Source organism: Salinivibrio sp. EAGSL (genome assembly GCF_013366455.1).
GTDB lineage: Bacteria > Pseudomonadota > Gammaproteobacteria > Enterobacterales > Vibrionaceae > Salinivibrio > Salinivibrio costicola.
Map to the genome: position 1 here is coordinate 1 of NZ_JABWMG010000014.1, position 15,272 is coordinate 15,272.

Here is a 15,272-nt window from a genome sequence, read left to right on the forward strand (position 1 = left end):
GGTGATCGTCAAACCGATCCTTTTTTGGTTAAAAAACGTTCGCGATCTCGCCCTGGCTAACCACCTACCTAAAGCATTGTGCCATAAACACTCACTTGCTTGAGGTGAGAGCGCCGAGCGTTGTGAATCACCCTTAAATTTTATTGTTAGGCGCAAATTGCTTTACTTTGTATCCTTTTATTGAAGTGTTCATGAGCAGAATCAGACACATCGCAACCCAAGTATTTCCTAGATAAGTTATTTGCGGCTATTAAGGTCGAGCCAGAACCAAAAAATGAGTCTGCAACTATTTCATGTTCAGATGAACTTTGTTTGATAAGAACTTCTAGTAGCTCAACAGGCTTCTCTGTCGGATAACCGCGCCAAACACGCTTGTGCTCCAGAACATCAGAAATGCTCAGATCATTTAATTTTCTTTTGCCTTTTTCAAAAAATAGAACAAATTCATAACGCGCTCGATAATGATACCCCATACCAATAGCGCACTTATCCCAAACAATAGGCTTCCAAAATTTAAATCCAACTTGTTCAGCTATAGGTTTAGCTATAAACATTGTTTCTTGGTCACAGAACAAATAGAAGTGAGACCCTTTTTTCAACACTCTATAAATTTCGGTAAATAACTCTTCAAATCTAGCATTAGGGAAAACACTAAACCACTGATTACTTGAAGATTTACTCTCTTTTAACCGCGTTGTAGTGCCAATTTTTCTGTGTTTTTCTAGAGACTCATAAGGTGGATCTGTAATAAAAAGGTCAATGCTAGAATCGTCCAGTGTTCTTAGCCAATCAACTGCATCCATTTGATAAATTTGTGACATTAAATTGCCCTGAGTTACTCAAACCGAGTAATTTAACACAATAAAGCAGATACGGCTAAGCCGCATCTGCTTTATTGCTAATTAATTACATTTAGGGTCACTAGCCTCACAATGAAGGCTACGACATTCGCGACAGTAAGACTGCACACGAACTGTGCCATCACCCATACTTCTTAAACCAAATAACTGTTCAACTTCTTCAGCGTTTGTAGCAACTGTATGACACCCACGACATGGGCAACTAGCTTTAGTTAAATCTGGCATATGATTTTCTCCTTTAGCTTCATAACCATACTAGGTGTACGGGTAATCAATTGAATATCAACCAGTGGTGCATGATATTTTTGCGCCTAACGCCAAGTTCACCGGATTAGGGAAGTTGGCGTTTTTTTTGGAACAAAAAAAGTGACAGCTTACCTAAGTCCGCGTGTAACTTTTTGTTATGTCTTTTACTGATCACCTAAAATTCTTAATAGCCTACGATTCCTGTAATACTCAAAAATCTGCATTGCCAGCATTGAAAAAATTAGTAGCAATTGGATTGAAGCCATTATATAAAATTTAATATCAGCATCTGGCTTACCAAGGGAGGGATGCCCTTTGGTCTTCTTTATGAAGTCTGAAAATGACTCTTCGATTTCAAGATCACTTTCTGTAGAGACTACCTTTACTAGATCATTATTAGTTGTTTTGACCTTGACCAGCTCAACCTTGGAATCAGACACAGAATAAGAATATAACATTATCTTTGGGAAACCCTGATAAGCAATAAATCCCATTAAACCTGACATAAGTAAAAGCAGTAAAAGAAAAGGAATGCCTTTTCTTTTAAGTGTTTTTTGGCTGTCTTTCTTAGGCTTAGTTTCCGTTTCATCAATACTTTTTGTGTTTACAATTCTGTGCTGAAATTTGAGAGCATCTTTGAATCTCTTCGAGTTACTCTCATCTACCTCTTCTTCTGGTAGTTTTGCAAGAGCATGAAACCTAACATATTCCCTACAGCGAAAGAGACCCGTAGAGATTGAGATGGTATTTTCGTCTTCTTGTTCCAAACTAGCTTTAACATTTGAGTCAATAACTCTTCCGGTTAGCCATTTATAGCCATCTGGCAGCTTTATAGTTATGGGTTGCTCCACCATATCTGGAGTAATATCGAACTTTCCTGAATTAATGAAGGCTCCATTTAACAGCACTAAATTTTCATTTACCGCTGAACCATCATAAGTTACCGCTAGCTTATCGAGTGAATTACCGATTGCATCAAAAAGCTCTATTGTTTGCTCATTAACAAAAGTGACTCTCCCTGAATATCTACTCTTTACAGTAAGGTATATCCCCACAACACCAAATATTGTGGATACAGACACCCCTAAAATTGACCAAATCACTTCTGATGTCACTTTAAAACTCCATATTTAGACATAACATTGTATTAGCACGCACGCTCACTTTCCCAAAACCGTTATACGCATCTTTTCGTTCTTAACTGACTGTTATTAAAAACATTTATCGCTTTTACTGTCAGTCTCTTCCCCGCGAAAGTGTGCATACCGCCTATCACGGCTGGTGCATTCACACTATCCCCAAACCTAACAATGTAAATCATTGATTATTAAAACCTTTCTTTTTAGTGGACTGAGAAAGCGTGAATGTATGATGAGAAAGCGTGCATCCTATTTGGCTTTTCTATCCGATAGGCTGTTTGCCTATCCAGTTTCTCCACGCTACCGCCCGCCGGTTTGCGGCATCCAACAGGCCTTAAAAATGTCGATTGTGGTAGTAGCCTATCAAAAACCTTGTTAGCTTTTCATGTCCTAATGTCCAAAATGTTAGCGAGCGCTTATTCTGTGGGTCTGGTAAGGGGGCGTTGGCTTGAGTCTAGGGGCTTGTATAGGGGCGCCTTAAAAATCAGTCGATGGGGCTTTTTGTTGTTTACGTTGAAAAAATCAGCCAAGCGGTCTTTTTTTACCCAACTTTTCTGTGTATTTCACTAAATTTGTCCAACAAAATGTGATTAAGGTTGGTATAATTTTCACCACTTTAACCTCCTCCGCACGCTGCTGGATATTTGTGCTGTGAATATAGACGTCAATAACCTCCTGCTCCAAAACGATATTTTGCTCCTTTTTGTGGTACTTGCCATGGGCCTTGCGGTTGGAAAGGTCAAAATTGGTAATGTGCAACTCGGGGGATCCATCGGTGTACTGTTTACCGCGATCATTTTCGGTAACGCTGGGTTCACCTTCTCGCCTGATGCGCTCAGCATCGGTTTTATGCTGTTTATCTACTGTGTAGGTATTGAGGCAGGCCCGAACTTTTTTGGCGTGTTTTTCCGTGACGGAAAATCTTACCTATTGCTCGCGCTCACCGTGTTGTTAAGCGCTATTGGGTTGACGTTGTTTTTTCAAGATCAGTTGGGGCTGGATACCAGTATTGCCACTGGCATGATGGCAGGCGCACTCACCGCTACTCCGGTGCTCGTGGGCGCGAAAGATGCGCTTAACTCTGGCTTAACCGGCACCGATGGCGAGCAGCTGGGGATGATGATCGATAACCTCAGTGTCGGCTATGCCATGGCCTACCTTACCGGTTTGGTGAGTTTGATTGTGCTTGCCAAGTTAATGCCTAAGCTGCAACGCCATAACCTGGAGCACTCTGCTCAGCAAATTGCGATTGAGCGCGGGTTAGGCAGTGAGTCACAGCGTAAAGTGTATCTGCCTATTATTCGCGCCTATCGGGTTGGCCCAGAGCTGATTGATTGGATTGATGGCCGTAATCTGCGTGAGCTGGGTATTTATCGCCAAACCGGCTGTTATATCGAGCGGATTCGCCGTAACGGCATTTTGGCTAACCCCGATGGCGATGCAATTTTGCAGCAAGGGGACGAGATTGCCTTAGTGGGCTACCCAGACAGCCATGCGCGCCTCGACCCCAGTTTTAGAAACGGTAAAGAAGTGTTTGATCGTGACTTGCTCGACTTGCGCATCGTCGAAGAAGAAATCGTGGTGAAAAACGACAGTGTGGCGCAAAAGAAGCTGTCCGATCTTAGCTTGTCGGAATATGGCTGCTTTTTAAACCGCGTGGTACGCGCGCAAGTCGAGATGCCGATGGACCAAGGCATTATTCTGAATAAAGGCGATGTGTTGCAAATCAGTGGCGAGAAAAGCCGCGTAAAAGGGCTGGCGGATCGGATTGGTTTTATCTCGATTCATAGCCAGATGTCGGATTTGCTCGCGTTTTGTTGCTTCTTTATTCTGGGGCTTGGGTTGGGGATGATCACCCTCACTTTTGGCCAAGTGACCTTTGGGCTGGGTAATGCCGCCGGCTTGCTGCTGGCAGGGATCAGCCTTGGCTTTTTACGCGCCAACCACCCTACCTTCGGCTATGTGCCACAAGGGGCGCTGAATATGGTCAAAGATTTAGGCCTGATGACCTTTATGGCCGGGATTGGTCTGAGTGCCGGTAGCCGGCTATTTGATTACATCGCGGATATGGGCTTTTCGGTGATTTTGGCCAGCATTGTGATTAGCGTGATCCCCGTAATTATTGCTTATCTGGTGGGGGCCTATGTGCTTAAAATGAACCGCGCCTTATTGTTTGGTGCGATTATTGGCGCACGCACCTGTGCCCCGGCGATGGATATGATCAATGAGCACGCGCGCAGTACCATTCCAGCACTGGGCTACGCGGGCACCTATGCGATTGCCAACGTGATCCTGACACTCGCCGGCACCTTGATGATTATTTTGGTGTAAGCCGTCGAAGAGAACGACGTCACGTCAGGCACAATTCAGCCAACAAAACTTATAATCAATGCGTCCAACCATGGGCGCTTTTTTGTTTTAAAGAGGCTTTTATGCAGGTATTGATTATTGAAGATGATTCGATTTTAAGTCATCACCTAAACACTGAGCTCACTGAGCTTGGGCACCATGTTCGCTGTGCCAAGACGGCGAGCGAAGGGCTGTATTTTGCCGATCAATACCCTAACGATATTGCTGTTGTTGATTTGGGCCTACCCGATCAAGATGGGATCAGCTTGATTCGGGACATTCGCGCCAAAGGCTTGCGCCTGCCTATTTTGGTACTGACCGCACGGGCGAACTGGCAAGACAAAGTCACGGGACTAGATGCTGGCGCTGATGATTACTTGGTTAAGCCGTTTCAAAAGCCGGAGCTGGTTGCCCGCCTCAATGCCTTGGTGCGCCGAAGTGCTGGCTTTGTCAAACCCACGATTACCGCCGGTGATATTGAGCTCGATTTGTTAGCCAAAGCGGTGACGGTGAACGGCCAGCCACTTGAGTTAACCGCGTTTGAGTATGATTTGTTTGAGTATTTGATGCGTCATAGCCGTGAGGTGATTTCCAAGCAGCGCTTGCTCGATGTGCTGTATCACGATCAAGATGGCGATCCGAACACCATTGAGGTGATGATCAGTCGCCTGCGCAAAAAGCTGCTCCAAAGCGGCCATAGCAACCCGATCTCGACCGTGCGAGGTCAAGGGTATCTTTTTGAAATTCAAGCTGAGTGAATCATGAAACTAGGCCAATTTACCTTGTGTCGTTGTCGACCAAGATTGCGCACTCGAGTGCTTGCGACGTCTATCGGTATCATACTGGTTTTTTCTATCGCCCTAGCCGCTTTAATTAATAAGCTCTATCAACAAAGCTCGATGGCCGCTTATTCTCGCGATCTGGCCTCACAAGTTCCCATGGTCATGGCGCAACTGAGTAAAGATGGATTGATTCGCGCCGATGAGCTCACGGCGTGGATCCAATCGCTGGATCCCTCTAGCAGCGACTATATGTCCGTTCTTTGTACGCGAGATAAACATACGCTTTGGACCTCCCGCGATGTTCGCGCCTTTGATATCGACGATATTTGCGCGCTGTTGCCTGATCTGACCAAAAAACCGCAGTACCTTTCTATTGCGGGCTTTAACGTGGTTGCTCAACGGCTGTCTTCCGAGAAGCAACCTGGCGACAGTGATAACCGGCTGTTTGTGCTGCGTAACGTGGATACGCAAAAACAACAGTTAGCTGATTTAGAGACAGAGACCTGGTTTTATATCAGTTTGCTGTTTCTTTCGGCCTCTGCCATGGTAATCGCCGCCTGCCATTGGAGTTTTTCTCCGCTGCGCCGATTGGCACGAGAGCTGATTGCGATTACCGAATCACGGCAAAAAACCTTGGACGATGATTATCCTGATGAGCTACAAGATGTTACCCAAGCGCTTAACCGGATGATCACCCAACGCGAGAAGCAAAAAACGCGCTATCGTCACGCGATGGATGATTTGGCCCACAGTTTAAAAACGCGCTTGTCGGCCACCAACGCCTTGTTAGACGACAATCGCTTATCGCGTGAAGCACTGAACAAACGGATCCTAGAGCAAGTCAGCCAAATGGATGACATGGTGCAGTATCAACTAAAACGTGCGTTGGTGGGGCAATGTGGGTTAAAACGCGAAGATAGCCCACTGTCTGCGCCTATCGATAGCTTGGCCGGGATGTTAGATAAAGCGTATCGCGATAAACCGGTTAAAGTGATCCGCGCATTTGATCAACATGCCTCTTTGCCGATACACCACAGTGATTTGATGGAGTTACTCGGTAACTTGTTAGAAAACGCCTATCGATTCTGCCTTGAGCAAGTGAAAGTGCGCGTAGAGGATCAAGGCGAGGTGTTTCAGCTTATCATTGAAGATGACGGCCCTGGAGTGCCGGAGTGCTATCGAGAGAGCATTTTTCAACGCGGCGTGCGCGCCGATCAACTGAACCCGGGCACCGGAATTGGCTTGGCCGTGTGCGATGAAATTATCGCTAGTTACGATGGTAATATCCACGTCACGGACTCGGTATTACAAGGCGCGGCATTTGTGTTGACTATTCCTAAGCGCTAAACGACAAAACGCAGCCTTAACGGGGCTGCGTTTTTTGTTGCGCGCTGTCGCGCGTTTTTGTCGCTGGTGCGTTGGCGATATCGGTCGTTAGGGCTTAGTCGCCATCAGGATCGGCCAGCAAATCGTCTTTGGCTGCCATCATATATTGATACATCGACCAGTACGTTAGGCCTGCTGCGACATACAAAGCAATATACCCTAACCATTCAATCCAAGGGGCGCCATGCCACAACAGCATGGTCAGTGCGAACATTTGCGAGCCGGTTTTAAATTTACCTACCCAAGACACCGCGACACTGGCACGTTTGCCGATTTCGGCCATCCATTCTCGCAATGCAGAAATAATCACTTCGCGCGCAATCATGGTGGCAGCGGGAATCGTGACCCAAATAGACGCATAGTGCTCGACAATCAACACCATGGCAATCGCCACCATCACTTTATCTGCAACGGGATCGAGAAATGCGCCAAATCGAGTCGATTGTTTTAAACGGCGTGCTAAATAGCCATCTAACCAATCCGTCGCCCCCGCAATGATAAAAATCAGTGCCGCCACAAACGGCGCCCACGCGTAGGGAAGATAATAAGCAACAACAAAGACCGGGATCAGCGCAATGCGCAAAAAGGTCAGAATGGTAGGTATATTTAGACGCATGCTCAGCTTTTTATTTTAGGAGTAACTAGGTTATGGTGCCCCATTGCCGCTAACCTTGCAATGAGGAATGAATTTTCTCTGCCAATGTTGCACTGATGCCTGGCACTTTGGCGATTTCTTCGACACTGGCGTTTTTCAGCTCTTGGAGCCCGCCGAGGTATTTGAGTAGTGCTTGGCGGCGTTTCGGGCCAATCCCGTCGATTTGTGTAAGTACACTCTGTTTGCGTGCTTTGCCTCGCGCGGCGCGGTGTCCGGCAATCGCATGGTCGTGGCTTTCGTCACGAATATGTTGAATCAGGTGCAAGGCTGGCGAGTCGGACGGCAGCGAAAATTCTTCGCCTGAGATTTTAATTAAGGTTTCTAGCCCAGGTCGACGGCTGGTGCCTTTTGCCACGCCTAATATCAGCGGGTTAATCGGCCAGTCGGCGATTAGGGGCTCAAGCACTTCCCAGGCGCGGTTAAGCTGCCCTTTGCCGCCGTCAATCACGATAATGTCGGGGATTTTTTCCGGCTCAACTTGCTTACTATACCGACGCGTCAGCACTTGCGCCATCGCCGCATAATCATCACCGCCGGTGATCCCTTCAATATTATAACGGCGGTACTCTTTTTTCAGGGGGCCATCTTGATTGAACACCACACAAGAGGCGACCGTTTTTTCTCCCATGGTGTGGCTAATATCAAAACACTCCATCCGTTTAACCGGCTCCAAGCCCAAGGTTTGTTGTAGCGCCTGATAACGGTGTTGGATGGTCATCCGATGATTGATTTTACTGGTCAAGGCGGTGCGCGCATTGGTGTTGGCCAACTTTAAGAATCGCGCTCTAGCGCCCCTTGGTCGACTTTGTAGCTGGACGTTGCGCCCGGCGATTTCACTCAGGGTCGTCGATAGCCAGCCAAGATCATCGCCAATATCGTCTGAAATCAGAATATGGCTTGGAATGGTGCGCCCTTCTGCTTGCGCCAAATAAAACTGGCTGACAAAGCTTGAAACCACTTCACCTGGCTCGGTCTCGGCAGGCATCTTAGGGAAATGGCTGCGGCTGCCCAGCACTTTGCCTTGGCGCAAAAAGAGCACATGGATACAGGAGACACCATTTTCGACTGCAAAGCCAATCACATCCAGATCATCGTCACTGTCTTGCGAGACAAATTGCTGCTCTTGCACGCGCCGCAACGCTTGAATTTGATCGCGGTACTCGGCGGCCTTTTCAAACTGCAGCTGTTGGCTGGCAGTTTCCATCTTGGCGACCAAGCTGTCGATCACTTCGCGATCTTTACCTTGTAAAAACATGCGGGCAAAATTAACTTGCTCGGCATACTCTTCATCACTGATCAGCCCAGACACACACGGCCCGGCACAGCGGCCAATTTGATACATTAAACACGGACGGCTGCGGTTGGCATACACCGAGTCTTCACACTGGCGAACAGGAAAGATTTTCTGCAATAAGTGCAGGCTTTTACGCACCGCGTTGGCATCGGGAAACGGGCCAAAATATTCGCCCTTTTTCTTTTTCGCGCCACGATGGATCGCCAGCCGTGGGTGCTCATGGCCACTGAGGTAAATGTACGGGTAGGTTTTATCATCACGCAGCAAGACGTTGTATTTTGGACGATGCTGCTTGATCAGGTTGTGCTCAAGAATTAACGCTTCGGTTTCAGTGTGGGTGACGGTGACTTCCACATCAGCAATGTGACGGACGAGTGCTTTGGTTTTCTCACTCGACACCTGAAGCCGGAAGTAACTGGCTAATCGCTTGCTGAGATCTTTGGCTTTACCCACATAAATGATCTCACCGGTGGCGTTCATCATTCGATAAACGCCTGGCTGGTGAGGCACGGTTTTAAGAAAACTCTTGGCATCAAAGGTGTTTGGCACTGCGCGATCTCGTACTGCTTAACTTCGCTTTAAAGGCTTTCGGTATCTAACATGCCGTGACGAATAGCAAGGTGGGTTAGCTCCACATCACCATTGATATCTAGCTTGCTAAATAAGCGATAGCGATAACTGTTCACCGTCTTTGGACTGAGGTTTAACTGCTCTGAAATATCGGTCACTTTTTGCCCTTTGGTGATCATTAACATGATCTGCAGTTCGCGCTCTGACAGCTCTTTGAAAGGATTATCAGAAGAGGTAGAAAACTGACTCAGCGCCATTTGCTGGGCAATATCAGGTGAAATGTAGCGTTGGCCACTGTTCACCATGCGGATCGCATTCACTACTTCATCAGCCCCTGCGCCCTTGGTGAGATACCCTGCCGCACCGGCTTGCATCACCTTGGTTGGGAACGGATTTTCAGTGTGAATTGTGAGCACAATAATTTTGGCGTCTGGCGAGTAGCGAAGCAACTTACGTGTGGCCTCTAACCCGCCGATACCTGGCATATTCATGTCCATCAGGACAATATCGGCGTGATTTTGCCGGCACCACTTGAGTGCGGCTTCACCGCTGTCGGCTTCCCCTACCACTTTTATGCCACGAACGTCTTCTAAAAGACGCCGAATCCCTGTGCGAACCAGCTCGTGATCATCTACAAGAAAAACATTGATCAAACTTGTATCTCCACTTGGTTTGGTTCGCCAACATGCTGCGTGAACGCAACGGTTGGACTTGTCTTACGCATCTCTTAAGTTTTACCACGGATGAAAAGGCAACAACAGAGCAGATGTGCCGAATCACAAATATTCATACATTAAGCTGATAAAAAACAATCCAAGTGACGAGATCGTCGCCAATACGGCGACAATCTCACCAGTCTCGCGGCTATAACCCAGGTAGCGTGTTGATGATGTGTCAGTAATTTTCCACACCAGATTTACACGCTTTCCGTGTGTCGTTATGCCAGCACATGGTTACAGCGCCAAACATAGGTACTTCATTTCGAGGTATTCATCCAAGCCCCATTGCGATCCTTCGCGTCCTAACCCAGATTGTTTGACCCCTCCGAACGGTGCTACCGCCGTTGAGATCAAACCGGTATTAATCCCCACCATGCCATATTCCAGCGCCTCGGCAACGCGGTGTACACGGCTGATGTCACGGGCATAAAAATACGAGGCTAAGCCAAATTCCGTGTCATTGGCCATAGCGATGGCTTCCGCTTCATCGTCGAAAGCGAACAGCGGTGCGACAGGACCAAAGGTCTCTTCTTTCGCAATCCGCATCGCCGAGGTCGCGTGTTTAATCACCGCCGGTTGGATGAAGTTGTCGCCTAAATCGGGGCAGTCACCCCCCAATAAAATCTTGCCACCGTGTTGCTGGGCATCGTCCAAGTGTGCTTTCACTTTGTCGATGGCGCCACGATTAATCAACGGACCAATGTCAACGTTGCTGTCAGTACCCTGCCCAACGCGTAATTGGCTCACTGCCTCGGTGAATTTTTCAGCAAATGCGTCATAAATACGCGATTGCACGTAAATACGATTCACGCACACGCATGTTTGTCCCGCGTTACGGAATTTAGCGGCAATCGCCCCTTCTACGGCGGCATCAATATCGGCGTCATCAAAGACGATGAATGGGGCGTTACCGCCAAGCTCCAACGACAGCTTTTTAATGCTTGGCGCACATTTTTCCATTAGCTGCGCGCCAATGTCGGTCGAGCCGGTAAAGGAGAGTTTACGCACACGTTCATCGGCACATAAGGTATCTGCAATCGGACCCGCCGTCCCGGTGATAATGCTTAGCACGCCAGCAGGTACGCCGGCACGCTGCGCTAATTCACCCAATGCCAACGCTGATAAAGGGGTGTCGCTGGCCGGTTTGACCACCATGGTACAACCAGCAGCAAGCGCGGCCGCTGCTTTACGGGTGATCATGGCGGCGGGGAAATTCCAAGGCGTGATGGCTGCTGTCACACCTATGGGCTGCTTGATCACGGAGATGCGTTTATCGGCCTGCTCGGCAGGAATAGTTGCGCCATTCACACGTTTGGCTTCTTCAGCAAACCATTGCAAAAACGACGCGGCGTATTGGATCTCACCGGCAGATTCTTTCAGCGGTTTGCCCTGCTCGGCGGTCATGATCGCGGCTAAGTCCTCGGTATGCTCGAGCATGAGCTCATACCAGCGATAGAGGATCTCAGCTCGAGCTTTGGCGGTAAGTGCTCGCCACTCGGGCAAGGCGGCGTCGGCAGCATCAATCGCGCGACGTGTTTCCTCCGCCCCCATATTGGGCACCGTTGCCAAGCACTCACCGTTAGCAGGGTTCGTGACTGAACGTGTGGTTTGATGATTGGCATCAACCCATTGGCCATTGATTAAGGCTTGAGATTTGAGTAGTGCCTGATCGTGAAGCTGCATAATGGCTCCTTTTTTGTGTCAAAAGGCTGGAGAGTTCGCTTGAATCTTGATAGCACCTTGCCAGCTCACCTTTGGCACGGCAAGATAATCACTGAGATTAATCAGCATAAGCCTGTAAACGCCCAATGTCTGCTCAAATAGGCAACAGACGAAGCGAAAATAATAATAAGGCTTATCCTTCCGGCGCAAACACAGCTGGCCCTTCAACAGAAAAAGGATGCTCTATGCGTATTTTTAGTCAGTTCGATAGCGGGAATATTCGCGTTCTGAATGATAGCGACATCAATAATATCCAGCTTGCCATTCATCATGACAATCAATCTGAATTTTATCAGTGGTTCCATTTTCGCTTAGAAGCGGACGTGGATCAGGCTCATACACTCCACATTCAACAGCTCGCTGGGTCGGCCTATCCTGAAGGCTGGAAAGATTACCAAGCCGTTGCCTCATATGACCGCGATACCTGGTTCCGCGTGCCAACCGAGTTTGATGGCGACACCTTGACGATTAAGGTCACGCCGCAACATGGTTCGATGTACTTTGCCTACTTCGCGCCTTATAGCTATGAACGCCATTTGGATCTCATTCACCAGGCGCAGACCTATCCACAGTGCCAGCTCGAAACGCTAGGACAAACCTTGGATGGTCGTGATATTAGTTTGTTGAAAATCCGCGCGGATTTAAGCGAGTCTACTCAACCAAAAACGCCCATTTGGCTGATTGCGCGCCAGCATCCCGGCGAAAGCATGGCGGAGTGGTTTATGGAAGGTTTACTCGACCGATTGCTTGACGACACCGATACCACTGCACAGGCATTACTAGAAAAAGCTGATTTTTATGTGGTGCCGAACATGAATCCCGACGGCAGTGTGCGCGGCCACCTACGCACTAATGCGGTGGGCGCAAACTTGAACCGCGAGTGGCAGTCGCCCACCCTTGAACGCAGTCCCGAGGTGTATCATGTTCGTGCCCGTATGGAGCAAACTGGGGTAAAAATGTGTTTGGATATCCACGGTGACGAGGCCATCCCATATAACTTTGTCGCCGGCTGTGAGGGCATCCCCTCTTATGATGCGCGCATGGCGGACTTGGAAGACAGATTTAAGCGTACGCTGCTTACCGTGACGCCGGAGTTTCAAGACGAGCACGGCTATGAAAAAGATGCACCAGGCAAAGCGAACTTAACCGTTGGCTCAAATTGGATTGGTGAGCGCTTTAAGTGTTTGTCGTACACGGTCGAAATGCCGTTTAAAGATCATAACAATCATCCCGATCCTGACTTTGGCTGGTCACCCGGGCGCAGCCAAGCATTTGGCCGAGACATGCTCAGCGCAATCCTTGGCGTGGTTGATGGCCTTTAACAAGGCTAGCTAGCAAGCGGTAAGGCAAAAGCAAACGAGCCGGTGACACTGTCATCGGCTTTTTCTATTTAAGTGATTGATTATTTCGACTTGGGCTATCACACAAAGGCGCTTACATTAGGGGTAAATCATTCAACGAGGACGCACAATGACAACTCTTACCTCGCGCTGCCCCCACTGCCAAGCAACCAACCGTATTCCTGAAGCGCGCATTAATGACGCACCTAACTGTGGTAAGTGTCAATCGGCACTGCTCGATGGCAAGCCTATCGAAGGCACTGCAGATAACTTTGCCGCTTTATTAAATAGCGACAAGCCGGTTGTCGTCGATTTCTGGGCTACCTGGTGCGGCCCCTGTCAAAGCTTTGCACCCGCTTTTGAAGCAGTGGCAGAGCAGGAATCAGGTCGTGCCCGTTTTGTGAAAATTGATACCGAGGCCCAACAAGCCCTCGCGGCGCAATATCGCATTCGTAGCATTCCGACCCTGATGGTGTTTAAAAACGGCGAACGGGTTGATGTCTTAAATGGTGCTTTGCCACAAAATGCGTTCAGCGACTGGGTCAACCAGCACCTTAGCTAATCACACACTATCGGTTTATCGCCGTTTTTCCATCGTGTGATTCTGGCGCAGCGCTAGACTTTAAGCGCTGCGCTATACTTTGAGTGCTGCGCCTTGTTTTACCGCGCGGATCGCCACATTGGTATTGATGTCTTTCACCATGGCGAGCGTTTGCAGCTGACGCATAAAGGCTTCGTAGTGCGGCAGATCGCGACTGACTACTTCCAGTAAATAATCATACGTGCCCGATATCACATGGCCGTTAATCACTTCATCCATTTCCACTAGCGCATGCTCAAAGGTAACAATTGCCTCTTCTCGGTGGTTACTCAGGCTGACATTGACAAAAAATGTCATGTTTAGCCCAATCCGCTGACGGTTGAGTGTGACCTGGTATGAGGCAATGATCCCATCAGCCTCAAGCTTTTTAATCCGTCTTGCGCACGGCGAAAACGAGAGCCCAACCGCATCGGCTATCTCGGCAACAGTACGGCGCGCATCATCCTGCAATAACGCAAGAATCGCTTTGTCTTTATTGTCCAAACCGCCTCCTTGATGGTTTTTATTAATTTATAGCCATAAAAAGATGATAATCGCTAATCCTGGCTCAAATCATCCTTTATTTTGCCACCAATCTCTTCTTTGACGCTGTCACACTTAAATAACGAATCGACAAGGAAGTGATTAATGATGCCTGCACCTTCACAACGTTTATTGGGCATGCTTGCCATGGGCTTGACCGTGACCATCTGGGCAAGCTTATTTATTTCATTACGTCAGGCCAGCCAATCGGTATTGACCTGTGGCGATATTGCCTTATTGCGCTTCTTACCCGCCGCGTTGTTATTTGGTTGGTTGAGTCGTCATCGAGTACGCCATATTGTCACTACCCCCAAACGTTATCTGTTTGCGATTGCATTTGGCGCAGGATTACCGTTTTATCTGCTGGCTGCCACGGGGATGCAGTTTGCGCCTGTGGCTGACGGAGCCTCATTAATACCTGGGATCTTACCGCTGTTTGTTTCCACCATTGCTTGGACTGTTTATGGCGAATCGCTCTCCATGGGACGACGATTAGGCATTAGTCTGATTGTGCTCGGTATTGGCGCATTTTTATGGCACTCCTTGTTCTTTTCACCTTGGCCTGTCACCCAAGGCCATCTGATTTTGCTCGCAGCCAGTATCAGTTGGGCCTGGTTCACCATTGGCGTACGCGTGACAGGATTAAGTGCTGCGGAAGCCGGTGCGGTATTAGCGATATCGGCTGTATTATTGCTGCCGGTGGGCGCATTGAGTGGGCTTATTTCGTTTAACCTACTCCAAGCGCCATTCGATGAACTTGGTTATCACATTCTTGCTCAAGGCTTGGGCGTGGGGATTATTGCCAACTACAGCTACGCCTTTGCCATTCGCCGGTTAGGAGCTGAAATGAGTGCCGCGATGGGGGCATTTACGCCTGTGGTGGCCGCGTTAATGGCCATACCGGTTTTCGGTGAAACGGTTAGCATACTCACTCTGGCGGCGATGGCGTTGATCGTGCTTGGCGCTGTGTTAGCCAGTGATGTGATCAAATGGCGTCGTGCACAAACCAAAAGCGACCCGCAGGCCGCTTAAACTTGGTACTTATCATTTGCCAGCATGATTTGATGCTGGCTGTGGTCGAGCATGA

At 48.4% G+C, this 15,272-nt stretch carries 13 protein-coding genes; 6 read left to right on the forward strand and 7 right to left on the reverse strand.

Annotated features, from left to right (window positions below):
• Window positions 1-146: 146 nt before the first annotated feature.
• The gene (locus HLG76_RS09840) at window positions 147-821 is read right to left on the reverse strand and encodes a site-specific DNA-methyltransferase (RefSeq protein WP_175993558.1); all 675 of its coding nucleotides are present in this window, start codon (window positions 819-821) and stop codon (window positions 147-149) included.
• Between the two features lie 449 nt (window positions 822-1,270).
• Window positions 1,271-2,221, reverse strand: coding sequence for a hypothetical protein (locus HLG76_RS09845; RefSeq protein ID WP_175993559.1), 951 nt, complete (start codon window positions 2,219-2,221; stop codon window positions 1,271-1,273).
• A gap of 675 nt (window positions 2,222-2,896) precedes the next feature.
• Here HLG76_RS09845 and HLG76_RS09850 point away from each other — a divergent pair.
• The 3 genes from HLG76_RS09850 to HLG76_RS09860 all read left to right on the forward strand — a co-directional run bounded on the left by HLG76_RS09850 (window position 2,897) and on the right by HLG76_RS09860 (window position 6,723).
• On the forward strand, window positions 2,897-4,576 hold the full coding sequence (locus HLG76_RS09850; RefSeq protein WP_175993560.1) for an aspartate:alanine antiporter: 1,680 nt from the start codon (window positions 2,897-2,899) through the stop codon (window positions 4,574-4,576).
• Window positions 4,577-4,677: 101 nt separating this feature from the next.
• Window positions 4,678-5,352, forward strand: a complete 675-nt coding sequence (locus HLG76_RS09855; protein WP_021024412.1) for a response regulator — start codon at window positions 4,678-4,680, stop codon at window positions 5,350-5,352.
• Between the two features lie 3 nt (window positions 5,353-5,355).
• Window positions 5,356-6,723 (forward strand): ATP-binding protein, encoded by a 1,368-nt coding sequence (locus HLG76_RS09860; protein WP_175993561.1) that lies wholly within the window; start codon window positions 5,356-5,358, stop codon window positions 6,721-6,723.
• Between the two features lie 94 nt (window positions 6,724-6,817).
• Here the strand turns inward: HLG76_RS09860 and pgsA are convergent, their stop codons facing one another.
• The 4 genes from pgsA to HLG76_RS09880 form a co-directional block, all read right to left on the reverse strand.
• Entirely contained in the window at window positions 6,818-7,378 is a 561-nt protein-coding gene (pgsA, locus tag HLG76_RS09865; protein ID WP_077461317.1) for a CDP-diacylglycerol--glycerol-3-phosphate 3-phosphatidyltransferase, read from the reverse strand.
• A 49-nt stretch (window positions 7,379-7,427) separates the two neighbouring features.
• Complete coding sequence (gene uvrC, locus HLG76_RS09870) at window positions 7,428-9,260, reverse strand: excinuclease ABC subunit UvrC (RefSeq protein WP_175993562.1); 1,833 nt, start codon at window positions 9,258-9,260, stop codon at window positions 7,428-7,430.
• A gap of 29 nt (window positions 9,261-9,289) precedes the next feature.
• Complete coding sequence (gene uvrY / locus HLG76_RS09875; RefSeq protein WP_077461315.1) at window positions 9,290-9,934, reverse strand: UvrY/SirA/GacA family response regulator transcription factor; 645 nt, start codon at window positions 9,932-9,934, stop codon at window positions 9,290-9,292.
• Between the two features lie 300 nt (window positions 9,935-10,234).
• Window positions 10,235-11,683 carry an NAD-dependent succinate-semialdehyde dehydrogenase gene (locus HLG76_RS09880; RefSeq protein WP_175993563.1) on the reverse strand — a complete coding sequence of 483 codons (1,449 nt, stop codon included), beginning with the start codon at window positions 11,681-11,683 and terminating at the stop codon, window positions 10,235-10,237.
• Window positions 11,684-11,907: 224 nt separating this feature from the next.
• Between HLG76_RS09880 and HLG76_RS09885 the strand changes: the two genes are divergently transcribed.
• Both HLG76_RS09885 and trxC read left to right on the forward strand, forming a co-directional pair.
• On the forward strand, window positions 11,908-13,044 hold the full coding sequence (locus HLG76_RS09885; RefSeq protein WP_175993564.1) for a carboxypeptidase family protein: 1,137 nt from the start codon (window positions 11,908-11,910) through the stop codon (window positions 13,042-13,044).
• A gap of 148 nt (window positions 13,045-13,192) precedes the next feature.
• Window positions 13,193-13,624 carry a thioredoxin TrxC gene (gene trxC, locus HLG76_RS09890; RefSeq protein WP_175993565.1) on the forward strand — a complete coding sequence of 144 codons (432 nt, stop codon included), beginning with the start codon at window positions 13,193-13,195 and terminating at the stop codon, window positions 13,622-13,624.
• A gap of 72 nt (window positions 13,625-13,696) precedes the next feature.
• On the opposite strand, the gene HLG76_RS09895 is transcribed toward trxC, so the two are convergent.
• A complete protein-coding gene (locus tag HLG76_RS09895; protein WP_077461312.1) occupies window positions 13,697-14,146 on the reverse strand; it encodes an Lrp/AsnC family transcriptional regulator in 450 nt (149 codons plus the stop codon).
• Window positions 14,147-14,290: 144 nt separating this feature from the next.
• On the opposite strand from HLG76_RS09895, the gene HLG76_RS09900 reads away from it, so the two are divergent.
• Window positions 14,291-15,217: a DMT family transporter gene (locus HLG76_RS09900; protein WP_175993566.1), complete on the forward strand. Its 927-nt coding sequence runs from the start codon at window positions 14,291-14,293 to the stop codon at window positions 15,215-15,217.
• The last annotated feature ends 55 nt before the right edge of the window (window positions 15,218-15,272 follow it).